23 protein-coding genes are annotated in these 24,645 nt (G+C 47.0%); 9 read left to right on the top strand and 14 right to left on the bottom strand.

The window, feature by feature from the left end; genetic code table 11:
* The first annotated feature begins 15 nt into the window (after positions 1 to 15).
* The 4 genes from spoT (at position 16) to R7190_RS10445 (ending at position 6,823) form a co-directional block, all read left to right on the top strand.
* The gene (gene spoT, locus R7190_RS10460) at positions 16 to 2,136 is read left to right on the top strand and encodes a bifunctional GTP diphosphokinase/guanosine-3',5'-bis pyrophosphate 3'-pyrophosphohydrolase (RefSeq protein ID WP_005379340.1); all 2,121 of its coding nucleotides are present in this window, start codon (positions 16 to 18) and stop codon (positions 2,134 to 2,136) included.
* Positions 2,137 to 2,188: 52 nt separating this feature from the next.
* Positions 2,189 to 2,872: a tRNA (guanosine(18)-2'-O)-methyltransferase TrmH gene (gene trmH, locus R7190_RS10455; RefSeq protein ID WP_017635001.1), complete on the top strand. Its 684-nt coding sequence runs from the start codon at positions 2,189 to 2,191 to the stop codon at positions 2,870 to 2,872.
* A 253-nt stretch (positions 2,873 to 3,125) separates the two neighbouring features.
* Positions 3,126 to 5,207: an ATP-dependent DNA helicase RecG gene (gene recG, locus R7190_RS10450; protein ID WP_318137546.1), complete on the top strand. Its 2,082-nt coding sequence runs from the start codon at positions 3,126 to 3,128 to the stop codon at positions 5,205 to 5,207.
* A 227-nt stretch (positions 5,208 to 5,434) separates the two neighbouring features.
* Positions 5,435 to 6,823: a uracil-xanthine permease family protein gene (locus tag R7190_RS10445; protein ID WP_025768313.1), complete on the top strand. Its 1,389-nt coding sequence runs from the start codon at positions 5,435 to 5,437 to the stop codon at positions 6,821 to 6,823.
* A 72-nt stretch (positions 6,824 to 6,895) separates the two neighbouring features.
* Here the strand turns inward: R7190_RS10445 and envZ are convergent, their stop codons facing one another.
* The 5 genes from envZ to R7190_RS10420 all read right to left on the bottom strand — a co-directional run bounded on the left by envZ (position 6,896) and on the right by R7190_RS10420 (position 12,130).
* On the bottom strand, positions 6,896 to 8,188 hold the full coding sequence (envZ, locus tag R7190_RS10440) for a two-component system sensor histidine kinase EnvZ (protein ID WP_025768312.1): 1,293 nt from the start codon (positions 8,186 to 8,188) through the stop codon (positions 6,896 to 6,898).
* A 102-nt stretch (positions 8,189 to 8,290) separates the two neighbouring features.
* A complete protein-coding gene (gene ompR / locus R7190_RS10435; protein WP_005379333.1) occupies positions 8,291 to 9,010 on the bottom strand; it encodes a two-component system response regulator OmpR in 720 nt (239 codons plus the stop codon).
* A 129-nt stretch (positions 9,011 to 9,139) separates the two neighbouring features.
* Positions 9,140 to 9,535 (bottom strand): DUF1090 domain-containing protein, encoded by a 396-nt coding sequence (locus tag R7190_RS10430; RefSeq protein WP_005379332.1) that lies wholly within the window; start codon positions 9,533 to 9,535, stop codon positions 9,140 to 9,142.
* Between the two features lie 105 nt (positions 9,536 to 9,640).
* The gene (greB, locus tag R7190_RS10425; protein WP_053307281.1) at positions 9,641 to 10,132 is read right to left on the bottom strand and encodes a transcription elongation factor GreB; all 492 of its coding nucleotides are present in this window, start codon (positions 10,130 to 10,132) and stop codon (positions 9,641 to 9,643) included.
* Between the two features lie 117 nt (positions 10,133 to 10,249).
* The gene (locus tag R7190_RS10420) at positions 10,250 to 12,130 is read right to left on the bottom strand and encodes an ATP-dependent zinc protease (RefSeq protein WP_005384728.1); all 1,881 of its coding nucleotides are present in this window, start codon (positions 12,128 to 12,130) and stop codon (positions 10,250 to 10,252) included.
* A gap of 229 nt (positions 12,131 to 12,359) precedes the next feature.
* Here R7190_RS10420 and R7190_RS10415 point away from each other — a divergent pair, with 229 nt between their 5' ends.
* Positions 12,360 to 14,681, top strand: a complete 2,322-nt coding sequence (locus R7190_RS10415; RefSeq protein WP_053349750.1) for a Tex family protein — start codon at positions 12,360 to 12,362, stop codon at positions 14,679 to 14,681.
* A 104-nt stretch (positions 14,682 to 14,785) separates the two neighbouring features.
* Here R7190_RS10415 and R7190_RS10410 read toward each other — a convergent pair whose 3' ends face one another.
* Complete coding sequence (locus R7190_RS10410) at positions 14,786 to 15,250, bottom strand: hypothetical protein (RefSeq protein ID WP_005379316.1); 465 nt, start codon at positions 15,248 to 15,250, stop codon at positions 14,786 to 14,788.
* Positions 15,251 to 15,374: 124 nt separating this feature from the next.
* Positions 15,375 to 16,142 (bottom strand): pimeloyl-ACP methyl ester esterase BioH, encoded by a 768-nt coding sequence (gene bioH / locus R7190_RS10405; RefSeq protein ID WP_005384724.1) that lies wholly within the window; start codon positions 16,140 to 16,142, stop codon positions 15,375 to 15,377.
* A gap of 84 nt (positions 16,143 to 16,226) precedes the next feature.
* On the opposite strand from bioH, the gene R7190_RS10400 reads away from it, so the two are divergent.
* The 4 genes from R7190_RS10400 (at position 16,227) to cysQ (ending at position 19,252) form a co-directional block, all read left to right on the top strand.
* Positions 16,227 to 16,952: an amidophosphoribosyltransferase gene (locus R7190_RS10400; RefSeq protein WP_033905914.1), complete on the top strand. Its 726-nt coding sequence runs from the start codon at positions 16,227 to 16,229 to the stop codon at positions 16,950 to 16,952.
* Between the two features lie 97 nt (positions 16,953 to 17,049).
* Positions 17,050 to 17,634, top strand: coding sequence for a Fe-S biogenesis protein NfuA (nfuA, locus tag R7190_RS10395; RefSeq protein ID WP_005379313.1), 585 nt, complete (start codon positions 17,050 to 17,052; stop codon positions 17,632 to 17,634).
* A gap of 176 nt (positions 17,635 to 17,810) precedes the next feature.
* Positions 17,811 to 18,380, top strand: a complete 570-nt coding sequence (gene nudE / locus R7190_RS10390; protein ID WP_005379309.1) for an ADP compounds hydrolase NudE — start codon at positions 17,811 to 17,813, stop codon at positions 18,378 to 18,380.
* 44 nt (positions 18,381 to 18,424) lie between these two features.
* On the top strand, positions 18,425 to 19,252 hold the full coding sequence (cysQ, locus tag R7190_RS10385; RefSeq protein WP_005379308.1) for a 3'(2'),5'-bisphosphate nucleotidase CysQ: 828 nt from the start codon (positions 18,425 to 18,427) through the stop codon (positions 19,250 to 19,252).
* Positions 19,253 to 19,544: 292 nt separating this feature from the next.
* Here cysQ and R7190_RS10380 read toward each other — a convergent pair whose 3' ends face one another.
* Genes R7190_RS10380 through R7190_RS10350 form a run of 7 tightly spaced genes read right to left on the bottom strand, consistent with a single transcriptional unit; the run spans position 19,545 to position 24,620 of the window.
* On the bottom strand, positions 19,545 to 20,306 hold the full coding sequence (locus R7190_RS10380) for a type II secretion system protein N (RefSeq protein WP_170890691.1): 762 nt from the start codon (positions 20,304 to 20,306) through the stop codon (positions 19,545 to 19,547).
* Between the two features lies 1 nt (position 20,307).
* On the bottom strand, positions 20,308 to 20,799 hold the full coding sequence (locus R7190_RS10375) for a type II secretion system protein M (protein WP_005383002.1): 492 nt from the start codon (positions 20,797 to 20,799) through the stop codon (positions 20,308 to 20,310).
* Positions 20,800 to 20,806: 7 nt separating this feature from the next.
* The gene (gspL, locus tag R7190_RS10370) at positions 20,807 to 22,009 is read right to left on the bottom strand and encodes a type II secretion system protein GspL (RefSeq protein ID WP_005379304.1); all 1,203 of its coding nucleotides are present in this window, start codon (positions 22,007 to 22,009) and stop codon (positions 20,807 to 20,809) included.
* Positions 21,978 to 22,988: a type II secretion system minor pseudopilin GspK gene (gene gspK, locus R7190_RS10365; RefSeq protein WP_170890692.1), complete on the bottom strand. Its 1,011-nt coding sequence runs from the start codon at positions 22,986 to 22,988 to the stop codon at positions 21,978 to 21,980. Before gspK ends, gspL begins: the two co-directional genes overlap by 32 nt.
* The gene (gene gspJ, locus R7190_RS10360) at positions 22,981 to 23,658 is read right to left on the bottom strand and encodes a type II secretion system minor pseudopilin GspJ (RefSeq protein WP_154204915.1); all 678 of its coding nucleotides are present in this window, start codon (positions 23,656 to 23,658) and stop codon (positions 22,981 to 22,983) included. The genes gspK and gspJ overlap by 8 nt, the downstream gene beginning before the upstream one ends.
* Positions 23,645 to 24,034 (bottom strand): type II secretion system minor pseudopilin GspI, encoded by a 390-nt coding sequence (gspI, locus tag R7190_RS10355; RefSeq protein WP_017635009.1) that lies wholly within the window; start codon positions 24,032 to 24,034, stop codon positions 23,645 to 23,647. The genes gspJ and gspI overlap by 14 nt, the downstream gene beginning before the upstream one ends.
* Positions 24,021 to 24,620 (bottom strand): prepilin-type N-terminal cleavage/methylation domain-containing protein, encoded by a 600-nt coding sequence (locus R7190_RS10350; protein ID WP_017635010.1) that lies wholly within the window; start codon positions 24,618 to 24,620, stop codon positions 24,021 to 24,023. Before R7190_RS10350 ends, gspI begins: the two co-directional genes overlap by 14 nt.
* Positions 24,621 to 24,645: the final 25 nt, after the last annotated feature.

The following is a 24,645-nucleotide window of genomic DNA, read 5'->3' as shown; positions in this document are numbered from 1 at the left end:
TCCCGGGCCTATAATTTGTATCTATTCGATAGCCTCAAAGACGTTGCCCAAGAATACCTAACAGAGCCTCAGATTGAGGCTCTGCGTCAATCTTATGTGGTAGCGAGAGATGCCCATGAAGGGCAAACCCGCTCTAGCGGTGAACCATACATCATCCACCCTGTCGCTGTGGCTCGTATCTTGGCCGAAATGCGCCTTGATATCGAAACCCTCCAAGCTGCTTTGCTGCATGACGTCATTGAAGACTGTGATGTAACTAAAGAAGATCTCGAAGAGAAATTCGGCAACACTGTCGCAGAATTGGTTGATGGTGTATCTAAACTGGACAAACTCAAATTCCGCGATAGGAAAGAGGCTCAGGCTGAGAACTTTCGTAAGATGGTTCTGGCCATGGTGCAAGATATCCGCGTCATTCTGATCAAACTGGCTGACCGCACGCATAACATGCGTACGCTTGGCGCGCTTCGACCAGATAAAAAGCGTCGTATTGCTCGTGAAACGTTAGAAATTTACGCGCCCCTCGCTCATCGTCTTGGTATTCACAATATCAAAACCGAACTCGAAGAGTTGGGCTTTGAGGCGCTATATCCCAACCGCTACCGCGTACTGAAAGAAGTGGTTAAAGCCGCACGTGGTAATCGTAAAGAGATGATCCAACGCATTCACAGCGAAATAGAAGGCCGTCTGCAAGATTTTGGCTTGAATGCTCGCGTCGTTGGTCGTGAGAAAAACCTGTTCTCTATCTATAACAAGATGAAAACCAAAGAACAGCGCTTTCATACCATCATGGATATCTATGCGTTCCGAGTCGTTGTTGATACCGCTGATACTTGTTATCGCGTTTTAGGCCAAGTACACAGCTTGTATAAGCCACGTCCTGGTCGCATGAAAGATTACATCGCGGTACCAAAGGCGAACGGCTATCAATCGCTACACACTTCCATGGTTGGCCCACACGGCGTACCTGTTGAAGTTCAGATCCGTACTGAAGATATGGATCAAATGGCGGACAAAGGTGTCGCGGCACACTGGTCTTACAAAGACAAAGGCGACAAGTCTGGCACCACTGCGCAAGTGAAAGCTCAGCGTTGGATGCAAAGCCTGTTAGAGCTACAACAAAGCGCGGGTAACTCATTCGAATTCATTGAAAACGTAAAATCCGATCTTTTCCCAGATGAGATTTACGTCTTCACACCAAAAGGTCGTATCGTTGAATTGCCTTTAGGCGCAACGGCTGTCGACTTTGCCTATGCCGTACATACCGATGTAGGCAACTCTTGTGTTGGTGCTCGTGTTGATCGTAACCCTTACCCATTGAGTAAGGCATTGAAAAACGGTCAGACGGTGGAAATTATCAGTGCCCCTGGTGCGCGTCCGAATGCGGCATGGCTAAACTATGTCGTGACTTCTCGTGCCCGCACTAAGATTCGACAAGTACTGAAAACGATGCGTCGTGAAGAGTCGATTACTTTAGGTCGTCGCCTACTTAATCACGCACTTGGCCGTCACTCGATTGATTCAATTTATCCAGAAAATATCCAAGAAGTCTTGAATGATCTTCGCCTAGAAAGCATCGATGATTTATTGGCTGCTATTGGATTGGGTGAGTTGATGAGCATTGTGATCGCACGTCGTCTCCTTGGTGACACCGAAGAGCTCACGACAACAAGTTCAATCCCAACGGACTCGAAGAAGAAGCTTCCGATTCGTGGCGCAGAAGGCTTATTGCTGACGTTTGCAAATTGTTGTCATCCTATCCCAGATGATCACATTATTGCTCACGTATCGCCTGGTCGTGGTTTGGTTGTTCACCGAGAAACATGTCCGAACGTTCGTGGTTATCAGAAAGAGCCAGACCGTTATATGGCTGTCGCTTGGTCTGAAGACTACGATAAAGAGTTCATTGCTGAACTTAAAGTCGACATGCTTAACAACCAAGGTGCTCTTGCAGAACTGACCAACGTGATCTCGAAAACAGGATCAAACATTCATGGCCTTTCAACGGAAGAACGTGATGGTCGTCTATACACTGTGACTGTGCTGTTGACGACGAAAGATCGTGTCCACCTTGCTGGTATCATGCGTAAGATTAAGGCAATGCCTCAAGCAACCCGAGTCAGACGCAGAAAGAACTAACCTCTATCGCCACCTACTCTGTTAGGTGGCGATTTTTTATACCTCAATAAATATGAACCTAGAACGTTACAACCGTATTCACCAAGTCCTAAAAACTCGCCAAACTGATCTGACACTTTGTCTCGAAGAAGTACATAAGCCAAACAACGTCTCTGCCGTGATCCGCACCGCTGACGCGACAGGCTTACACAAAGTTCACGCAATTTGGCCAGACAAAATGCGTACGCTGAGCCATACCTCAGCTGGCGCGCGTAACTGGGTTGAAGTGGATACTCACGATTCGATTGAAACTGCGATTACCGAACTCAAAGCGCAAGGTATGCAGGTTTTGGTGACCAATCTTTCGGACACCGCCGTCGATTTTCGCGAGATCGACTACACCAGACCAACGGCAATCATTTTAGGCAGTGAAAAAGTTGGCGCTTCGGAGCAAGCCAAACAGCTTGCCGATCAAGACATTATTATCCCAATGGTGGGCATGGTGCAGTCACTAAACGTATCGGTTGCCAGTGCCGTAATTTTGTATGAAGCGCAACGTCAACGTGAAGCCGCAGGCATGTACGACCGAGAAGAAAGCGCTCTGCCTAAAGAGACAATCAACCGTATTCTCTTTGAACGTGGTCACCCAGTGCTGGCAAAGGTCGCGAAACGAAAAGGGCTCGTTTACCCACCACTCGATGAAGAAGGTCAAATCATCGCCGATGACGCGTGGTGGCAAGAGATGCAAAGCAAGTAACAGACTTTCGTCATCCTGAACGGCGGCGAAGGAGCGTGGTTCAGGATCTAATTCTCAAATATACAGATGCTGATAGTGTTAACTTCAGCGACATACTTGTTGGAAATAGAATCCTGATGTCGCTAAAGCTCCCCGGAATGATAGGTTATCAGTCAAATCATGACACTAACTAAAGCATGACTATTTTTTCCTGTACAAAAACACAGCTCCATGGTTAACATACTGCTATGTTAACCATTTTCTTGAGCCCTCTATGTCCGCCCAAATGTTATCTGCCGTCCCATTAACCTCCCTTTCTAGAGTTGGCGCGAAAGTCGCAGAAAAACTCGCCAAAGTTGGCTTACATAGCGTTCAAGATTTGCTGTTTCACCTTCCGTTACGCTACGAAGATCGTACTCGTATTTACCCTATTGCCAAACTGCATGCTGGCCTTTGGGCGGCCGTGCAAGGTAAGGTCATGGCAGTCGACACTATCTTCGGTAAGCGCAAAATGCTAACGGTAAAAATCAGCGACGGTAATGGCACTATCACGCTGCGCTTTTTCAACTTTACCGCAGCCATGAAGAACAATTTCACGCAAGGTAAGTTAGTGCATGCTTACGGTGAAATTAAGCGCGGTGGCATGGGTTGGGAAATTGTTCATCCTGACTACAAGTTTTACGTCAGCGAGCAAAAGCCCGATGTAGAACAGAGCTTAACCCCTGTTTATCCCACCACCGATGGATTGCGTCAAATCACATTACGCAACCTTACCGAACAAGCTTTAGCCCTGCTTGATAAAACCGCAGTGCAGGAATTACTTCCAGCGGGGTTGTATGACCATCAAATCACGATGTCGCAAGCGCTGTACACCATTCATCGCCCACCACCAACCATTAATTTAGATGAGTTTGACGAAGGCAAACATCCTGCCCAAATCCGCTTGATCATGGAAGAATTGCTCGCACAAAACTTATCGATGCTGGCGGTGCGTAGCAAAGGTCAGAAGGATTCAGCGCTACCTCTCGGTCCTTGTAATAAACTAAAAACGCAGCTTTTAGCCCAACTGCCTTTCTCTCCTACAAACGCTCAAACCCGAGTAGTACAAGAGATTGAAGCCGATCTAGAAAAACCGCACCCAATGATGCGATTAGTGCAAGGCGATGTTGGTTCGGGGAAAACGTTGGTTGCCGCTTTGGCCGCTGTTAGAGCCATTGAGCATGGCCATCAGGTGGCACTCATGGCGCCAACCGAACTATTGGCCGAGCAACACGCTATCAACTTCGCAAACTGGTTTGAAACCATGGGCATTCAAGTCGGTTGGTTAGCGGGTAAACTCAAAGGTAAGGCAAAGGAAGCCGAGCTGGCTCGTATTGCCAGTGGTGAAGCACAAATGGTAGTGGGTACTCACGCGCTATTCCAAGAGCACGTTGAATTTCATCACCTTGCTTTGGTCATCATTGATGAACAGCACCGCTTCGGTGTCCATCAGCGATTAGAATTGCGTGAAAAAGGCGCAAAACAAGGCGCCTACCCACATCAGTTGATCATGACGGCGACGCCTATTCCTCGCACCTTAGCTATGACCGCTTACGCCGATCTGGAAACTTCCGTGATTGACGAGCTACCACCGGGTCGAACGCCGATTCAAACCGTTGCCATTCCAGATACCAAACGTGACGACATCGTCGAGCGTGTCCGAAATGCCTGCTTAAACGAAGGCAAGCAGGCATATTGGGTGTGTACTCTGATTGATGAGTCGGAAGTATTAGAAGCGCAAGCCGCGGCAGATACCGCTGAAGAGCTTCAACGTAAGCTACCGGACGTAAAAATTGGTCTAGTACACGGACGAATGAAGCCGGCAGAGAAACAAGCGGTGATGCAAGATTTCAAAGACAATAAACTGCATTTGCTGGTCGCAACGACAGTGATTGAAGTTGGTGTGGATGTGCCAAACTCTAGCTTGATGATCATAGAAAACCCTGAACGTCTTGGTTTGGCACAATTACACCAGTTAAGAGGTCGCGTGGGCCGAGGTTCCGTTGCTAGCCATTGTGTGCTGCTGTACCACTCTCCGCTGTCAAAAACCGCGCAAAAACGTCTCGGAGTACTACGTGAAAGTAACGATGGCTTCGTCATTGCGCAGAAAGACCTAGAAATTCGTGGCCCTGGAGAACTATTGGGTACAAAGCAGACAGGTCTTGCTGATTTCAAAATCGCAGACTTAGTTCGAGATCAACGCCTGATTCCCGAAGTTCAGCGCATTGCGCGTCATATTCATGACAATTACCCGTCTAACGCAACAGCGATTATCGATCGCTGGTTGGGTGAGCGGGATATTTACTCCAAAGCGTAATGATTGAAAGCGAGCCAAATGGCTCGTTTTTTAATAAGCCAAAAGCAAACGTTTGCTTTTTGAGAAAATCTCTCTATAATCGCGCACAAATTTTTAAGTGTGTTAGATCACACTCCACCAACCTGAGTTGACTCTGATTAACAGCAATCACAGGTAACGACGTCAACTCCACCCTGCTCTCCCATTCAGCGAGAACTAGGGAAATATTGCGACTAGCGAGACAAACAATGACAACTTCAAACCGATCTTCGGAACTGGTCTATCAACTCAACGATCGACCACCTTTGCCTCAAACCATTTTTGCCGCACTTCAGCACTTATTGGCGATGTTCGTCGCGGTTATCACTCCGTCACTGATCATCTGTCAGTCTTTGGGTGTACCAGCAGACCAAACGAATACCATCATCAGCATGTCTTTGTTTGCGTCAGGCGTGTCTTCGTTTATTCAAATTCGCACCGTTGGCCCAATTGGCTCTGGTTTGCTCTCTGTTCAAGGCACCAGCTTTAACTTTTTAGGTCCTATTATTGGTGCAGGCCTATCGCTGAAAGCCGGTGGAGCAGACATCAGTACCATGATGGCTGCCATTTTTGGTACGATTTTAGTCGCATCATTTGCAGAAATTTTTCTATCTCGCGTGTTGGAGCATGCCCGCCGAATCATCACTCCGCTTGTTTCAGGCATCGTCGTCACTCTTATCGGTCTCACACTGATTCAAGTCGGCTTAGTATCAATGGGCGGTGGCTACGCAGCATTAAATGAAGGAACCTTCGGCAGCTTAGACAAACTTGCTCTGGCTGGGACGGTACTTGGATTAATTGTGATTTTAAACCGCTCGAAAAACCCATACATCCGTGTGGCTTCAATCGTGATTGCGATGCTAGTGGGCTACATCATGGCGTATTTTATGGGGATGGTAGATACTTCTCAGCTAGGCGCAACCGAGATCGTAGCACTGCCCGTACCAATGCAATATGGCTTATCGTTTGACTGGTCTCTGTTCATTCCGCTGGTACTGATTTTCTTTATTACCGCACTAGAAGCCATCGGTGATATTACCGCAACATCTGAAGTGTCTGGTGAGCCAGTAAAAGGCCCAGTGTACATGAAACGCATTAAGGGCGGTGTGTTAGCAGACGGCTTAAACTCTGCAATCGCAGCCGTTTTCAACAGCTTCCCGAACTCAACGTTTAGCCAGAATAACGGCATCATCATGCTAACAGGAGTCGCGAGCCGCTACGTGGGTTACTTTATTTCTGGCATGTTAGTGATTCTTGGCTTGTTTCCTGGCGTCGCTAGCTTTGTTCAGCTGATTCCTGAGCCAGTACTTGGCGGCGCAACGATTGTCATGTTTGGTACGATTGCTGCCGCTGGTGTGCGTATTATCTCTCGTGTTGAGCTCGATCGCCGCGCAATTCTGATCATGGCCTTATCCTTCTCAATGGGACTTGGTATCGCACAAAAACCAGAGATCCTGCAATTTATGCCAGAATTTATTAAGAGTATTTTCTCAACTGGTGTTGCAGCAGGTGGCATCACAGCGATCATTTTAAATCTACTTCTGCCAGAGAAACTGGAAGACGAAGATGAACTTCCTCAGGAAGCGAAAGAGTCTTAAGATTATTGAGAATAAGAAAAGCCCAACCTATTTAGGTTGGGCTTTTTGTTTTAAAGGGTGCAGGCCATCGACTTACTTGGTAGGAAAACTGATTTGAGCGATTAAACCGCCTTCACTGCGATTACGTATCACCACAGAGCCTGAATGCTGGCTGATTATACGCTTCACAATCGCCAACCCTAGCCCAGTGCCTTCACTACCGCGAGCGGTGTCACCACGCGTAAAGGGTTCAAATAACCTCGCGATTTGAGAATGCTCGATACCCGGTCCGTTGTCCTCTACTGAAATCCACACTAGCTGCTTATCTGCTGTCACACCAGTGCTGACTTTGACCCAGCCATTACCATAACGTAGCGCATTCACAACTAAATTACTGATCGCCCGCTTAATCGCAATTGCGCTTCCTTTGGCTGGTGGCAAGTTAAGATTAAGATCTGTTTCAATTTCAACCTCATAGCCACCTTCAGAACTGGCAACGTCACTGGCAATCGTACTGATATCAACCGCTTCAAACGATTCTTGGTTCACCGGTTTGAGATAATCCATAAACTGACTGATGATCTCATTACATTCTTCCGTATCGCTAATGATCCCCTCCGCAAGATAGCTGTCCTCAGGAGACATCATTTCTGTCGCTAGGCGAATACGCGTCAGAGGTGTTCGTAAGTCATGGCTAATCCCTGCCATTAATAAGGCTCGGTCTTCTTCTAGCTCTTGAATACCTTTCGACATTTGATTAAAGGCTCGAGTTACAGAGCGAATCTCCGATGCGCCTTTCTCTGCTAAGGGGGGCGGGATCTCACCTCGACCGACGTCTTTCGCGGCTCTCTCTAAAGCCAAAAGTGGACGGTTTTGCAAACGAATAAACAACCAACCACCTGCAATGATCAGCAGCGCCATAATCAAGCTGTTACGAAACAGCGGGGCAAAATCTTCTTCTTGCAGCTCAGATAACGGAATACGAATGATGGAGTTCGGCAACTTTTCGATGTGCATCCACAAAATGTAACTTTCATCGCCAAGCAATAAGCGCACTTCTGTGGGCGAACCCAGCTCTTGGCTCATTTCTTCAGACATCAAATCAATCGACATTGCGTGATGAAATTCAATCGCCTTATCGCTATCGAGACTATGAACCGTCACCCCTAATCTTTCTAACAATTGACGCCTTAACGGTGCATCAGACTTTAAAGGTCCTTCATCATCAAGCACCAAATTGAGCTCATGGGCGAGAATTTTATTGAACTGCTGCAAACTCGGCATCAACGCGTAGTTAAAAACGGCGTAGTAAGAGAAAACTTGGCTCGCGAGAAGCAAAGAGATGAACAGCAGAATAGATTGTGTCAGTGAACTTCGGATGCGCATGGAACGTTCCTAGTGGTCCTAATCGCGAAATTTCAGCCTTCAAAGGGAAGGTAATGAAGGCTGAAGTTGCTATAGCCAAGTGCTGGCTATGGAGTGAAGAGATTACACCTCTTTGCCGTCTGGGACGAAAACATAACCTAGGCCCCACACGGTTTGAATGTAGCGCGGCTTGCTCGGATCGTCTTCTAACATGCGACGTAAGCGTGAGATTTGTACGTCAATAGAGCGTTCCATTGCAGAATATTCACGGCCACGCGCCATGTTCATCAATTTATCTCGTGACATTGGCTCACGCGCATTCATCACGAGCGCCTTTAGGACAGCAAACTCTCCAGAGGTGAGTGGCATTGCCTCGTCACCGCGGAACATCTCGCGAGTGCCTAGATTGAGTCGGAACTCCCCGAACTCCACCACTTTTTCTTCCGTGCTTGGTGCACCCGGCAACTCTACAGTTTGGCGGCGTAATACTGCCTTGATGCGAGCCAACAATTCGCGTGGGTTAAACGGTTTTGGCAAATAATCATCCGCCCCTACCTCAAGACCTACGATGCGGTCCACTTCATCACCTTTCGCGGTGAGCATTAAGATTGGCAACATATTGTTCGCGTGGCGTAGACGACGACAAATTGACAAACCGTCTTCACCTGGCAACATTAGGTCCAGCACCATTAAGTGAAAGTTTTCGCGCGTTAGTAGGCGATCCATCTGTTCGCCATTGGCGACACTTCGTACCTGAAAACCTTGCTCAGAAAGGTAACGCTCCAATAGAGCACGTAAACGAGCATCGTCATCAACCACTAAAATTTTATGATTTTCTTGCATTGAAACATCCTTTCAGAAGCGTCTATTGTCGAAAATGTATCACTGTTTTTCCTAACGTGCTCAAGCAAATTGTTACTCTTTTTATCTTAAGCGCTTTATTCTCTCTCTAGCAGGTATTTTCAGCACCTACTATTGACCATAATTCCATTCCAGTTCACGTTTGGCCTCAAGCAGCTCTTGCTGTGCCTCAGCCAGCTTGTGACGTTTTTTCTCAATTTTGTCTGCTTTCCCTGAATGCTGAGCTTCGACTAATTCTTCCTCTCGCTCCTCAACTTCTTTAGTCTTTTCTTCCACTTCTGTTTGCAGCTCTTGGCGCAGCTCACCTTCCGAGCATTCATTCTGGATAGCGGAAAGTGCTTGCTCCAAGCCTTTAATTCGATGTTCATTACCTTGCGCTTTTGCATACTCGAGCTGCTGCTCTACCGCTAACTCTTTAGCGTCACAGCCTTTCACTTCATCTTGAGCAAAAACTGAAAGTGAGAAACCTATTGTTAGTGCAGCACTACACATGACTGCTTTGTTCATTTTACTTCTCCGAGAAAGGCACCATGCCTTTATACCAAATATTCTGACGTTGAGACCCAAGTCACTCCTAGTGAACTTCATGAGACTTGAATCGGTGATAAAGCCTCAGTCTTCCGAGGCCGGTTGAATATATTCAATTGAGTTGATGAACCACTCTTTTTCACCTTCTGGGGTGCGTACCGTGAACTCTTCATCCACTTGTTTTTTCAACATCGCTCGCGCCATAGGTGAATCGATAGAGATGTAGTCTTTCGCATCGCCATAAATCTCTTCAGGCCCGACAATACGAAACTTTTTCACTTCTCCTGCCTCATTTTCTATTTCCACCCATGCACCAAAAAAGACTTTGCCTTCTTGTTGTGGAGAATAGTCAACGATCGTGACTTCTGGCAGGAATTTACGAAGGAAGCGGACACGACGGTCGATCTGACGGAGTAAACGTTTATTGAAGGTGTAATCCGCATTTTCTGAGCGATCGCCCAGGCTCGCCGCCCAAGTGACGATCTTGGTGATTTCCGGGCGCTTTTCATTCCAAAGGTAATCATGCTCTTGTTTGAGTTTGTTGTAACCTTCTCGTGTAATCAGCTTAGTTTTCAAATTAACTCCTATCTCAACTAAAAAATGCTGCTCTTTGGCAGCATTAAGGAGATGATATACCCAAAGATCCAATGTTGTTCAGGCTTTGGGTATCAAGGTGATAAGGCGGCCAGAGTGTTACTTTTCGTAATCCGGTTTTTGCGTCACGATGTAATTCGTATCACTCGAAACAACCGCGCCATGTTTTAGGAAGTTTTTACCTAAAATCATGCTGTAATGGAAGCGACCTCGGTCCTGTAAGTTGACTCGGATCTTCTTCTCTAATTCGCCAAGCTTAACATGCATTTCAACCACAGGGCGTACGTTCGCTTTCTCGCCTTTCTTAGCTTTAATACGCATGACATCAACAACAGGCTTGGTAAACGCCTGTTTCATGCCAAGATCGTTCTCATAGGTAAAGCTCACCATGTCTTTGCCGTCTTTCTTAAACTGCTTGATGTTCTTAGCATTGATTGAGCTTACATCTGCACCCGTGTCTAACTTCACAGGGAAAGACATCCCCTCAACTTCAGCCACTTCGATATGGCCAGCTTTGAAAAGTGGCCTTGCATCTAGTAGATGGTCTGCGCGAGTGTTCAGCAACACACCACCCTTGGCTATGTCATGACCAAAGACGAAAAAGGGTTGAGTGTCACCCTCATCAAGCACATCGAGCGCAAACTTCATTGATGTGTCTTTTCTACCGAGAAGAAAGTCTCCTTCGACAACAGGGCGAACCGCGCTGCCAACCTTGAGCTTTTTCAACACTGGTTTGGTGATTTTTTCTTCTTTCCCCTCATCGTTCATTAAATAAAACGTGACGGATTCATCCTTACCTTTTTCTGTTACTTCAAACCCATTTACACGCAGTAATGGCGTTTTCACAGTAAAAGTGGGGTAAGCAGGGACGGTATAACCATCAATGGTGACCTGTTCTTCTGGTGAAACGACAAGAGGTTTTGATTTGAGTGCGCTTTTGAACGTTTTTTCTACGCCACCCAATAGATTTTCTCTGTCCGTATCAATAACAAAGTGCTGACTCGCGACGTCCCGACCTAAGCGAATTTGCGAACTGAACTTACTGCGATCACGCAGATACACCAACCAACGTTGAGTTTCGTTTTCGCCGACTTTGACGGGTAAATAGACTAAAGGACGCTCGCTTTTGGTCGTTTTCAGCATTCGTACCAAGGGTAATGTCATTGGATGACGCTTGCCATTCTCGCCCTCTAACATAAAAGAGACTTCGTTATGCTTTTTGTCTACCTTGATGTCCAGTGCATGGACGTTGGTATAACGGCTAGAAGTTGAAATGCTGATCTTATATGGCACACCTTCGACTTCAACCGTCTCTTTTTTGCCAATCATTTTTGCGCTTGGCTGTTCTTGAAGATAATCGTAACCAGCGAAGACCCATGCGTTATCATCGAGATAAGTTTTACCAATCAAGATAGGAGAAGAGAATTGCGTACGCTTGGTCAGGTTCACTTCCGTATCAACGGTGTGACCAGCGATTGTCATCGGCATTTTTATTGTCGGGCGTAGGATGGGCTTTTTGCTTGTTCGACTGCGAATCGCGCTCACTCTTTCCAGATCATCGGTAATCTGTATTTCCTTCCCTGTATAAGGGTGAGGAACCGTAAAGCTAACCTTTACTTGATATGGCTTAAAGCTGTCGGCGTCCCACTTTGCCTTCGTACCACCTAAGTCATCGACAATCGCCCAAAGTAACTCGTTATCTTTCAAATCTTGGTAATCTGGGTGTGAGCTACTGACATGGATATTCTCCGCATGCATCGATGTCGTATCTGCACCAGTATCAATCTTGCCAATAAATGGCACCGCTTTTAGTTCCGGAATGTCACTGTAGTAGACGCTCTCCACACGCCCTAGTACCAATTTGTTATCGAGCTGATAAACGGGAGCTTGTGTGGTTCCTGAGATAGACTGCGCCCAACTAAGCGGGGCGGCAAGTAAGGCACTCGTAAGCGCTAACGCCAAAGACATTTTTTTCATCATGATTATCCGTATAAGCCGAGGTACATTTAGTGATATCAACAACCGTGGAATTAGGTTAGTCGATAACTGCGGATATAAGTTCTCAATTTAATTACAGTTTTGACATAAATATGACTGATGTCCACCAGCGCCCGGTAAATTTTTGCCTCGTTAATTTAAAACATTGCAAATTCTTCGAACGACCCCAATGTTCTATACAACCAAAACTGAATTAAAAGAGAAAACACGGATGAGCCAAGCTATCTGTCGCATGATTGCTCAAGAACTGAATGTTCGCCCAGAGCAAGTCAACGCCGCTGTCACCCTAATTGATGATGGCAACACTGTCCCTTTTATTGCACGTTACCGCAAAGAGGTGACGGGGGGCCTTGATGATACCCAGCTTCGTACTTTGGACAGCCGTCTGTCTTACCTTCGTGAAATGGATGATCGCCGTCAAATCATCCTCAAATCAATCCAAGAGCAAGGCAAACTGACGCCAGAGCTAGAACAAGAGATCGCGCAGGCAGACAGCAAAACTCGTCTTGAAGACTTATACCTACCTTACAAACCCAAGCGTCGTACGAAAGGTCAGATCGCGATTGAAGCTGGTCTTGAACCACTCGCAGATCAGCTTTGGAATCATCCACAAACCGAGCCAGAAAGCGAAGCAAGCAAATACCTTGATGCAGACAAAGGCATCGCAGACACCAAAGCTGCATTGGATGGCGCTCGCGCGATCATCATGGAGCGCATCGCAGAAGACGCAAACTTACTGGAAAAAATTCGCAACCACTTAAATCGCAATGCGGAACTGGTTTCACGAGTCGTTGAAGGCAAAGAGCAAGAAGGCGAGAAGTTTAAAGATTACTTCAACCACAACGAGCCCCTAAGCAAAGTGCCATCGCACCGCGCACTGGCGATGCTACGCGGCCGTAACGAAGGCTTCCTGACATTGGCAATGAATGCTGATCCAGAACAGGAAGAAGGCGCTCGTCAGTCTTACTGCGAAACGATTATCGCCGACCATTATGGCGTGACGCTAAGCAGCGCACCGGCGGATACCTGGCGTAAGCAAGTGATCAGCTGGGCATGGCGCATCAAAGTATCGATGCACATGGAAACCGAGCTAATGGGCGCAATGAAAGAGCGCGCTGAAATCGAAGCGATTGAAGTATTCGCCACTAACCTAAAAGACTTGTTGATGGCAGCACCGGCTGGCCCTCGTGCAACACTTGGTCTCGATCCGGGTCTGCGTACAGGTTCAAAAATCGCGGTTGTCGACTCAACAGGTAAAGTGCTTGCCACCGAAACCATCTACCCTCACCCACCACAAAAACAATACGACAAGTCAGCACAAATCGTTGATCAGTTGGTGCGTAAGTACAACGTGGATTTGATTGCGATTGGTAACGGCACGGCTTCACGTGAAACCGACAGCTTTGTCGCAGACGTCATCAAACGTGGCAACCTGAAAGTTCAGAAAATCATCGTGAGTGAAGCGGGTGCATCGGTTTACTCAGCGTCTGAGCTTGCAGCAAAAGAGTTCCCGAATATGGACGTATCACTGCGTGGTGCAGTGTCGATTGCACGTCGTTTGCAAGATCCATTGGCTGAACTCGTGAAAATTGATCCTAAATCTATTGGTGTGGGTCAATACCAGCACGATGTAAGCCAATCTATGTTGGCAAAACGCCTAGATGCGATTGTGGAAGACTGTGTAAACGCGGTTGGTGTTGATGTGAACACTGCTTCTGCGGCGCTACTGACGCGCGTAGCAGGCTTATCAAGCACCATCGCGCAGAACATTGTCGACTTCCGCGATGAGAACGGCCGCTTCGAAGCACGTACAACCTTGAAGAAAGTACCTCGTTTAGGTCCTAAGGCGTTCGAGCAGTGTGCAGGCTTCCTACGAATCATGGATGGTAAGAACCCACTTGATGCGTCTGCGGTTCACCCAGAAGCGTACCCAGTGGTCAAAGCGATTTCTGAGAAGAACAACAAAGATATCAAAGCACTGATTGGTGATTCAAGCTTCCTTAAAGGTCTGCATGCGGTCGATTACACCGACGATAACTTCGGCGTTCCAACCATTACAGACATCATCAAAGAGCTGGATAAGCCGGGTCGTGACCCACGTCCAGAATTCAAAACGGCGACCTTTGCAGAAGGTGTAAACTCGGTATCTGACTTGGAACCGGGCATGATTCTAGAAGGCGTGGTGTCTAACGTAGCCAACTTCGGTGCCTTCGTTGATATCGGCGTTCACCAAGATGGTCTTGTGCATATTTCTGCACTGACAGATCGTTATGTGTCTGACCCACGTGAAGTGGTGAAAGCAGGCGACATCGTCAAAGTGAAAGTGATGGAAGTGGACGTGCAGCGTAAGCGCATTGGTCTATCGATGCGTATGAACGACGAACCGGGTCAAGACAACCGCAGCCAACGCTCATCAGCAGCGCCACGTCGTAATGACCAACCGCAGCGTCGTCAGCCTCGCCGTGATGCTTCGTCATCGAACAGCGCGATGGGCGGTGCGTTTGCTGCAGCGTTTGCTAAAGCGAAAAAGTAACCTTACCTAGGCTTCACCGCTAACGAGCTTTCATAACTAAAAAGAAAACGCTCCAATCAGTCAACCTGCTTGGAGCGTTTTTGTTTGAGTAGGATATTGAGTCGTCATAATACTGCTATCACTTCTGACGGGGTATGGGGAGCGACTGCATGACCATAATGAAACTTGATCACCTTCCTGCGCTTTTCCATTAATCCTTCATTGATCGCAGCATCCAAAATGCGCTTTGGTAAGCGAAAGCGGATCGCGTAGCCTTTCCCCTGGTCTTCACTATACGATTTGAGCGCAAGCAAACTAAAAAGCCGTTCTAGTGTATCTTCCGGCTCTTCTTGATAACGCGTGTCGACTTCCGTTTCCATATCATAATCAGGATGCTCTGAAGGATCCCAAGAAGACTGACGTCGGCGCTTGTCGTCACCTTTTACTTTTCGCTCTGCATTGGTTTTGGCCAATGCGACCGTTGGCGTTACAGGCTCTCGGACTTTATTGTCGCGAGCTGCTTGTTCCGTCTGCACATTCACGGATGGGGCGATCAGTGGCACACTTACGTTGGTCGGTGACACAATCATTGCGAACCCTCCTCAGAGTCGCCCAACTCGTCAATATGGCTTAGCTTTATTGGCTAATAAAACCTCACCAGCCTTTATATCGACCACTTTTTAAACAACTTGAGGTATTTCCGCTCGTACTTGCTCAATCGTGAGCAAACTCTCGGATTTGAACACAAAATTCGTCATGTTCGGTGATAAAAGGCGCATGAGAGGACTGATTAAAAACAAACTGCTGGGTATGAGGCAACTGTTCACTTAAATCGTTAGCTACTTTAATTGGCACCAACCCATCTAAACGGCCATAAAGACGCAACATTGGAACAGAAAGAGACGTCAACGCATCGCGCAGATCCACATCAGCAAGGATGTTTAGCCCAACCAACAGCGATTCAGGGTTTGGCTGAGGGCGCGATAGTACCGCTTGCTTGAGCTGTTTAACGTCTTTACGCGCTGATGGGCTGCCCATCGCTTGCAACGCCATAAAGCGCTCAATGGTCAGTGAGAAATCTTCTAGCAACTGAGAGGTGAACGCACTCAGTACATTCGGTTGAATGCCGCGCCACGGTTTTTCTGCGGCAAATTTTGGTGAGCTGGCAACCGTAATCAACTTAGCCACGCGCTCGGGCATATTTAACGCCACATGCGTCGCCACTAAACCTCCGAGGGACCAACCAAGCCAAATCGCTTTCTCTGGCGCACCTTGCACCACCAGGTTAGCAATATGGTCTAAATCTTCAGCATGAGATTCGGCGCTATGTCCGTACCCCGGAAGGTCAACCACATGAACTCGGAAATAAGGTTGAAGAGACTCGACTGTCTGCTGCCATACCGCACCATTCATGCCCCAACCATGCAGTAACACCAAATCTGGTCCCTGACCAAATGACTGCCAGTGTAATTTCGTGCTCATGCTCTCAATCTCTCCCACTTATTTTATTCCCTACGGCTTCAGCCAAGCGTTAGGCTGAGTAAAATATCACCATGAATAAACGCTATGTTATCTCATCACTGGCAAAACATCATGCATCGCGTATTGAGCAGTCAATGCGGCCTGTGTCGGTTCCCTATTCAAACACCAAGCCACACAAATACTCTGCGCTGGTGCGAGCACTGTTTAAAATACCTAACTCCGGTAAAACGATGTCAACGCTGCGGTTTATCATTACAGAAAGAAGAAATGAGTACGGATAGTATTTGTGGTGAATGTCTTTCAAAGCCACCGCCATGGCAAAGGCTATACACGTTAGGCGATTACGACTTTCCCCTTTCACGGGAAGTACAACGCTTTAAAGATCACGGAGAGTCTTGGCATGTAAAAGCATTAACCGAGCAACTGGCACAGCGCATCACCACGCCAGCTCCAATCATTACCAGTGTGCCATTGCACTGGCAGCGTTACCTGCGCCGGGGTTTTAATCAAAGTGATGTTTTAGCCCGACACCTCGCCAAGCAATTGCAGACTAATTTTGATGCGAAGGTCTTTCGTCGAGTAAGGCTCGCCCAATCACAGCGTGGTAATACCAAAACAAGCCGTGAACAAAACTTAAAAGGCGCGTTTATTCTCAATAAGCGCCCTCACTCTTCCCATGTTGCCATCGTCGATGATGTAGTCACCACAGGCAGTACCGTCCGACAATTATGTCATTTACTACTTGAAGTTGGCGTAGAAAGCATCGATATTTACTGCATCTGCAGAACACCTGCTCCTCGTTCTCTCTAGATCGCTTCGCCATGCCTTAGCATCAAAAAGACTAGACCCATACGTCAACAAGAGTAGAATAGCAGCAGTAACCTACAAATTTACTCGGGTATTCGTCGTGTCAAATATTACTATTACAGAAACTGCGCAAACGCATTTCGCTAACCTTTTAGGTCAACAACCTGAAGGCACTAACATTCGTATTTTCGTTGTGAACCCAGGTACACAAAACGCTGAGTGTGGCGTGTCTTACTGTCCACCAGAAGCAGTAGAATCGACCGACACTGAACTCTCTTACAGCGGTTTTTCAGCTTACGTTGATGAGCTAAGCCTGCCATTCCTTGAAGACGCTGAAATCGATTTTGTTACCGATAAAATGGGCTCTCAGTTAACGCTAAAAGCACCTAACGCTAAAATGCGTAAAGTTGCGGACGACGCACCACTGGTTGAGCGCGTTGAGTACGTTATCCAAACTCAAGTGAACCCACAACTTGCTGGCCACGGTGGTCACGTAAACTTGGTTGAGATCACTGAAGACGGTGTTGCGATTGTTGCATTTGGTGGCGGTTGTAATGGCTGTTCTATGGTTGACGTAACACTAAAAGAAGGCATCGAGAAAGAGCTGCTAAACCAGTTCATTGGTGAACTAACCGCAGTTCGTGATGCTACAGAACATGACCGTGGTGATCACTCTTACTACTAAGAGTAAACACTGTCAGAAAATGGGAGGCTTCGGTCTCCCATTTTTGTATCGATACTGAGGTGATGCTGAGATGCTTAGCTCGACTCGTAAAATCCGCTAGAAACTCAGGCGGAGTTCTCATATATTAAGAATCTTACGCATCTCGTAAACGCCAACGACACCAAGGAGCCAGCGTCATGCCGAAACGAACCCCACCAGAGATACTCTCATGCCAGACGGTTGCAAAATCCAAACTGTTTGCTGTGGAAGCGCTCGACCTTCGTTTTTCCAATGGTGAGCATCGTACTTATGAGCGTATGAAGCCAAGTGGACGAGATGCTGTAATGGTAGTCCCTGTAACAGAACAAGGCGATTTATTACTGGTGCGTGAATACGCCGCTGGAACTGAACGTTACGAGCTAGGTTTCCCAAAAGGGCTGATTGACCCAGGAGAAACACCACACCAAGCTGCGGATCGTGAGTTAAAAGAAGAAATCGGCTTTGGCTGTAATCAGTTAACCCCGTTGAAACAAGTTATCCTCGCGCCATCTTACTTTTCGAGCAAAATGACTCTATTTTTAGGACAGGCGCTTTATCCAGAGAAGCAAGAAGGCGATGAGCCTGAACCACTGGAAATTGTGCGTTGGCCACTTGCGCAAGCCGAAGAGTTATTAACTCACATGGATTTCTGTGAAGCACGAAGCATCACAGCGCTAATGTTGGCACTGAAACACTTACCAAACACCACTCACAAGCATAACCAATAACGGTCATTAGAACCGAATAACACTGTGAGTAAGGACTATCACTTATGCCAATGACAAAAGATCTATCTCACCTACTTCCTCAAGTCATCGAGATTGCCCGCAGTGCTGGGCAAATGATCCTCGAAATATATGAAAAGAAGCAATACGAGGCCTACACCAAAAGTGACGAAACTCCCGTAACAAGTGCGGATATTGCAGCTCACAAGTTCATCACTGAACGCTTGAGTGATCTGACGCCTGACATTCCCGTGTTGTCAGAAGAAGACGCAGACATAAGCTTAGAGCAACGCGCTCAGTGGGAACGTTATTGGTTAGTCGACCCTCTTGATGGTACTCAAGAATTCATCGCTCGCAGTGGTGACTTTGCCACTATTATTGCGTTGGTCGACAACAATCGACCAACCATGGGCGTCGTTTACGGCCCTGTATCTGGCGTGACTTACTACGCTTATAATGGCAAAGGCGCCTGGAAAATTCCCGACATGTCGGACAGCGTCAAAATCCATACACACAAACACGAACAGCCAGAGCAAAGCATCGCAATTGCTATTAGTCGTCGCCAAGACATCAATCGTATTACTAACCGTATGAGCAGCGCCTGGAATTACGACTTAATACCGCTCGGTTCTGCAGCATTGAAAGCATGCCTCGTCGCGGAAGGGGCGGTAGATTGCTATCTCCGACTAGGTCCAACAGGTGAGTGGGACACCGCTGCGACACAATGCATTGTTGAAGAAGCTGGCGGACGTATTCTCAGCACGCAATTAGAACCGCTGTCATATAACGAGCGGGAAACACTAGAAAACCCGAACTTTATTGTTCTTGGTGATGCGGATTTACCTTGGAATGAGATTTTACAACGCAAAGATTAAGCGCCCTATCGGTAAAATTTAGAGCACAAAATTCTAGCAATAGAAAGGCCACGAATATCTTCGTGGCCTTTTCTTTTTGACCTTCTGTACAGCACTTGGAGTATTTGGCCTACTATGTTCCAATTGCCTGTAAAGCTGAACGAAAGAAAACAAATCAATTAAAAATCATGGCTTTAAATTTCCATTTATTCCCAATGTACAGCGAATAGAGGTTTTAGCTTACGATGATCCAAAAGCAAAAAGAGCTGCACAATAGCAGCTCTTTTAAGATATTGGATTTTGTCACGATAGGTTAGAAGCGCCCTTGGTAATTAAACTCATATTGACCTTGAGCATTCGGCTTACCCAACCATTTCAGTTGCTCCCCCATGCTGGATGGGAACTCTGCACCAGGTTTGAACCACGCTTTGGTTGAGTACCGTTGATTAGGCATCAGTTCAGCGGAAAACGCCGCAGAGACTTGTTTGCTGCTCTGCTCACCAGTTGCCGTCAATACACTATCCTGACAGTTTATATCGGCAATCACAGGACCGAGATCTAAGCTGCCAACGGGGCTTTGAATACCACTGGCATTCCATACTAAAGTGCCTTCACCGTTCTTACACCAAGGCGCAGCATAAGTCGCATGACGAATATTCAGCTCAAGCTGCCCATCAACACCAACAGGCACAGGGAGGCGCGCTTGCTCAACAACTTTTACCGCCGGAATTGAGGCAACTAAGTTTTTGGCATAAGGGCCATCACTTAAGCTATAGCCGACAAAACCGCGCCCACGAACGTCCATTTCACTACCACGACCAAAGCGCACAGCAAACTCAGCTTTACCTGTCAGTAGACTCGACCATTGGAAATCCCAATTAACTTCTCCAAGGTTCTGGCGCTGCCAACGAATACTAGCAGCTTGACCTTGCCATACCGAACCGTTGGCTACTTGAATGTCCAGGCCTCTCACTGTTGGTGCTTGTTGTAACACCCAAGAGACTGGTAATCCCATTAAAAGACTGACTGAAAAAAAGACGATAAAGATAACAACGTAAAGTACTGCTCGCTTCACCTTAACCTCGCTTAAACTGAAGGCGGTTTACATCGATCATGCCCGCTTGCTCTGTTCGGTCGATATCTAAAAATTCGACTTCAATACCCTGTTGCTCTTTCAAGTAACGTAACCAATCCACTAGTTGATTAAACGCGAGTGGTTTGATCCACACTTGAACGCTCTCATTACGAGGTTGTACGCGAATCAACTCAACTTTATAACGACGAGCTGAAGAAGAAACCAACTGATTCAACGGTTGACTAGAGTAGCTCACACCGCTGCTTTTTCGCAGTGCAGTGATGCCATCCGCTTTATCTTGTACCCAAGCTAGCAACTGTTTTTCGCTTTGAATACGTGACTGAGCTAGCTCCGCACGTTGGCTCATTGGCTGTAATAAACCCCAATAAATAATACCGATAACGGCAATAGCGCCACATCCCATGACCAAACGCTGCTCACGCTGCGAGATGCTACTCCACCAAACCTGAGCTTGAGAAATTAAGTTTTTCATCATCACCTCACAAACGCTTCAAAACAAAGCTGCCAACCACAACGTTATCGCTACGGTTCAACTGACCTTGCTCAACATTAAACTTCTCTGCCAATTTCACACGAGCCTGCTCAAAAGGTTGGAAGTCTGAACTACGAGCCTGAATACGTACTTCGCCACGTTGTCCGTCGTATTTAAAGCTAGTGATCTCCAAGTCGCTGACCTGACCAAGCGTCGCGGGTAATGCCGCCAACCATGACAACATTGCCTGCTGACCACTTCCACCAGATAAGCGGCGCTCTTCATCATCCATTTGTCGTTTGAGGTAACTAACGGTAGGAATGCGTCGTTTATTTGGGAACACCTGGCGGAAAATACGCTCACTCTCCTCACGATACGCTTGAGCTTGTGCTTCGTACTTGTGGACCACGAGCAACTGCTGCGCAACCATGACGACGATAAGCACCCCCGCAGCAATGGTGGCTTTTTGCCAGAGCTTCCAGTATTTACCCCAAGAAGATTTCGGCTTGAAGATCCCAGTCAGCAAATTGACTTTGCTTTCTGTCACCCCCTTCGCCAGTAAAGCCATCGTCATTTCTTCTGGTTGCGGCTCCCATATTTCAGGTAACGCAGATTCCGGGACCGAGCTATAGCAATCGAGCTTCCAACCTTCATGATTTTGTAGATAAGAAGAGAGGTAAAGGTCTAACCAAGAAGCGTCGACAACCGCGCCCTCTGTCGCAGAGTGACGAATTAGCCATTGCTCGCCAATCATTGCAGCACAGCTGTGCTCTCCACGAACCGGTAACGCAAGCACATCGGGTAAAATGCGTTTAATAGCGATACCTTGGCTTGAGAAACGTTGCAGTACAGTCTGAATCCAAGCACGTTCAACTGCGCAAATCTGCGCTTTATCCGCTTGTTTACCCAACACGCTAAAGTGCAGGCCATCAACGTCCTGAGCAACTTCGTCTTCCACTAAGTACGGTAACATCGCCTCGAATTGGCGTGTTGCACCAGGTGGTATATCCACTTGCGTCAGGACCACATCATTACTCGCCAACAGCGCCACAACTTGGCGCTGACCAGCATATGAGACCAACTCATCTAAGTGTTCCCACCCGGCGATTTCACCGCTAGCAATCACTTCCTGTTGATCTGTCGACCACACCACCCAAGGAATGGTACTTTGTTGTTCGCTACTCAGCCGAACGGTCAGAAACTCGCTCACTGATCCCTCCAAAACGACGGCGAACTACGGTCACCGTTTCTCTATTTGTACTTTGCAAAAGGCTTCGGATACGTACACGTGATTCATCCACCAACACTTGTGCATCCAATTCAAAAAAGGCGCTATCCACACCCAAATAGCCTTTGGCGTTTTTCTTTACATCTTCACTTAAGCCAGCCATTTCTGACTCTGCTAAAAATTCATCAATGCTATCCCACCCATCAAATGGGCGTTTTTCAATTAGCTGAATCGCATCACTACTGCTTAAGTTTGGTGAGAACATTGCCACCAAAATCGGAGCTTGCTCAACATCAATCGTATTCACGTTTAAACGCCAGTCATCACTTGGTAATGCACAGACCAACGGCTCCAATTTTTGGAAAACTTCACCACTCACCTGATAGACAGCCCGTAACTCGGAAGCATCTGCCATCCAACCATTTGATGCCAAATAGGAAGGCTTCATCGCTTCATATGTGCTGTCTTCAACCCCAGTAGTCGAACGGACAGAGTCATCAGCATCAATGTATTCCCAAGTAGAGTCTGCAATGATTTCTGCTTGATATGGCTCGACATCCAACTCTTCTAATAGGCGCTGCAATACATTCACTAAATATGGTCTTGTAATTTGCTGACCCGTTGGTTGCACACGACTCAATACATTTAGATTAAAGCACGCTTGCTTGTCTCTAATTCGTCCCGCCGCTTGACCATAATCTAACGGATAGACTTGCTCTTTTATCGCCCACGGTTGACTCATATTAATCGTGTCGGTGTCTTTATAACTTTGTTCGATACCCACTTTTGCTAGCGCCTCGACGCCAAGGCTGTACCAGTACGCTTGCTGGTAATTGATTTGATTAGCGCCTCGCTGAAACTGTAAGAACAAACGTTCCGACATGCTGGCGGCAACCGTCGCCATAATCGCCAGCAACATCAACACTATAATCAAAGCAACACCGCGCTGACGGTTAACCATTATTGCTGTCTCCTGAACTTTCCTCTTTCTGACTCAATGTGCCATCAGGAGTGAGATAAGTGCGGGCAATTTCTCCATAGTCTTTGAGAGTGAGAACAACAGAAACCGCTTTCGGCAGCGCTTTTTCTTCAGCCCACTCTTTTTTCCATTGCTTACCATCATAAAAACGCATATCAAATGACTCGACCTGCGTTAGCAATGGAGTAACAGTGCCTTGTTGCCCAACCGGCGTATCAGGGTAGCGCCACCATACTCGCTGCAGTGTTTCTTCTTTTAAGCGATAGCCAACCTTGGTTACTTCTCCACGAGGGAACTGCTGCTGAGGGTTGTGCCAACCTAAACGGGCAAACATCAGTCCTTTGGTATCGGAGTCCAACAGGTAATCGGACCAAAAAATTAGCCGGCTAGAAGGCTCTTCACCATTAGTACGCGTTTGACGCATCGCCATTTGACGAAAATCGTTATCCATCATAACCATGGCACGCTGAATTTCGTTTAAGCGTTGGGTTCGTTCTTGTGATAGCGCATTGCTACGCTGTACTTGCGATACCACTTGGTACGCTGCGACACTTAAACTGGCAAAGATGGCAATCGATACCAACACTTCAATAAGTGTAAAACCTTTTACCCTTTGGCGCGTGTTTGCGCGGAGATGATTATTGCGCCACATAGCTTCGTACCGTTACTACAGGGCTCGCGCTTTTCTCTACCGAGACGCTCACATCAAATGCTTTCAGCAATGGCTGCGTCGTGGCGACTGGCGTGACTTTCCAGAACCAAGTGCGTCCTGCCAGCTCTTCTGTGCCGTTTTTCGCTTTGAGTTCTCCGGTATTCAACATCACATTTGCCATCTGATTATCCACAACCATGGCTGCAAACATTTTTTCTTCTAGATAACTGATTGTATTAATATGCTGGCTCACAGAGCGAATGACACTGATGGCAGCGGTAGCGAAAATTGCCAGTGCGACCAATACTTCCAGTAAGGTCATGCCTCTCGTCCGGCGATGACTCAAATTTGGGCGAGCTTGCTTAAAATTGCGCATTCTCATCCTCTTTCACTTCTTCGCCCGGAGCTAATAACAAAATTTGTCCACTTTCTTTGCCAATGACTCGCCAACCGTCATTAAAGGCATCACCATTTTGCGGAAAAAAAGACAGGGTAAATGGCGTGACTTCGGCGCTGGAAAAGATAAACACTTGCGGTGGCTCAATTTTCTTTTCGTCCTCTTCTTCTGCGAACATGTCTTCATCAAAAAGAGAACCTGGTTTGAATAAGCGCTCATCATTATCCCAAGCACCACCTCCGAGCTCGAGTTGTAGCGTAATATCTTCTTCTAGCTTGGTTTTGCTCGGAATCTGCTTTAATTTCAGAGGCTGCCAACCTTCTGAGGTTAAACTCAGTAGAGCGTAGGTCGATTTGGCATCATCCACTCGAACGCCAAAATCTTTACCGCTCAGCACCGCTTCTTCATTGAGCAGCTGTAAACGCTGAAAAAAGCTTTGAGCATACTGTTTGGAAAGATCTTTTTGGCTAGTCGGTAACGTCGAGATCACGGCCACAGCCGTAAGAGATAGCAAAACCAGCACCAATAGAATTTCTATCAATGTAAAACCGTTATGTTTTCGCATTTGTTTCATTAGTGCTGGCTTAGGC

The sequence above is a fragment of the Vibrio sp. 1078-1 genome, assembly GCF_033340475.1.
Note: the sequence above shows the minus strand (reverse complement) of the source record. Positions and strands in the feature narration are given on the sequence as shown.

What these genes read in the sequence shown, in the direction of transcription:
- R7190_RS10445 (WP_025768313.1), top strand. Translation starts at nt 5,435, where the DNA reads ATGACAACTTCAAACCGATCTTCGGAACTGGTCTATCAACTCAACGAT.
- R7190_RS10350 (WP_017635010.1), bottom strand. Translation starts at nt 24,620, where the DNA reads ATGCGAAAACATAACGGTTTTACATTGATAGAAATTCTATTGGTGCTG.
- trmH (WP_017635001.1), top strand. Translation starts at nt 2,189, where the DNA reads ATGAACCTAGAACGTTACAACCGTATTCACCAAGTCCTAAAAACTCGC.
- R7190_RS10375 (WP_005383002.1), bottom strand. Translation starts at nt 20,799, where the DNA reads ATGAAAAACTTAATTTCTCAAGCTCAGGTTTGGTGGAGTAGCATCTCG.
- R7190_RS10400 (WP_033905914.1), top strand. Translation starts at nt 16,227, where the DNA reads ATGTTATCTCATCACTGGCAAAACATCATGCATCGCGTATTGAGCAGT.
- envZ (WP_025768312.1), bottom strand. Translation starts at nt 8,188, where the DNA reads ATGCGCATCCGAAGTTCACTGACACAATCTATTCTGCTGTTCATCTCT.
- bioH (WP_005384724.1), bottom strand. Translation starts at nt 16,142, where the DNA reads ATGAGCACGAAATTACACTGGCAGTCATTTGGTCAGGGACCAGATTTG.
- gspK (WP_170890692.1), bottom strand. Translation starts at nt 22,988, where the DNA reads ATGGTTAACCGTCAGCGCGGTGTTGCTTTGATTATAGTGTTGATGTTG.
- ompR (WP_005379333.1), bottom strand. Translation starts at nt 9,010, where the DNA reads ATGCAAGAAAATCATAAAATTTTAGTGGTTGATGACGATGCTCGTTTA.
- gspI (WP_017635009.1), bottom strand. Translation starts at nt 24,034, where the DNA reads ATGCGCAATTTTAAGCAAGCTCGCCCAAATTTGAGTCATCGCCGGACG.
- R7190_RS10420 (WP_005384728.1), bottom strand. Translation starts at nt 12,130, where the DNA reads ATGATGAAAAAAATGTCTTTGGCGTTAGCGCTTACGAGTGCCTTACTT.
- gspJ (WP_154204915.1), bottom strand. Translation starts at nt 23,658, where the DNA reads ATGTGGCGCAATAATCATCTCCGCGCAAACACGCGCCAAAGGGTAAAA.
- recG (WP_318137546.1), top strand. Translation starts at nt 3,126, where the DNA reads ATGTCCGCCCAAATGTTATCTGCCGTCCCATTAACCTCCCTTTCTAGA.
- R7190_RS10410 (WP_005379316.1), bottom strand. Translation starts at nt 15,250, where the DNA reads ATGATTGTGTCACCGACCAACGTAAGTGTGCCACTGATCGCCCCATCC.
- R7190_RS10430 (WP_005379332.1), bottom strand. Translation starts at nt 9,535, where the DNA reads ATGAACAAAGCAGTCATGTGTAGTGCTGCACTAACAATAGGTTTCTCA.
- R7190_RS10415 (WP_053349750.1), top strand. Translation starts at nt 12,360, where the DNA reads ATGAGCCAAGCTATCTGTCGCATGATTGCTCAAGAACTGAATGTTCGC.
- cysQ (WP_005379308.1), top strand. Translation starts at nt 18,425, where the DNA reads ATGCCAATGACAAAAGATCTATCTCACCTACTTCCTCAAGTCATCGAG.
- nudE (WP_005379309.1), top strand. Translation starts at nt 17,811, where the DNA reads ATGCCGAAACGAACCCCACCAGAGATACTCTCATGCCAGACGGTTGCA.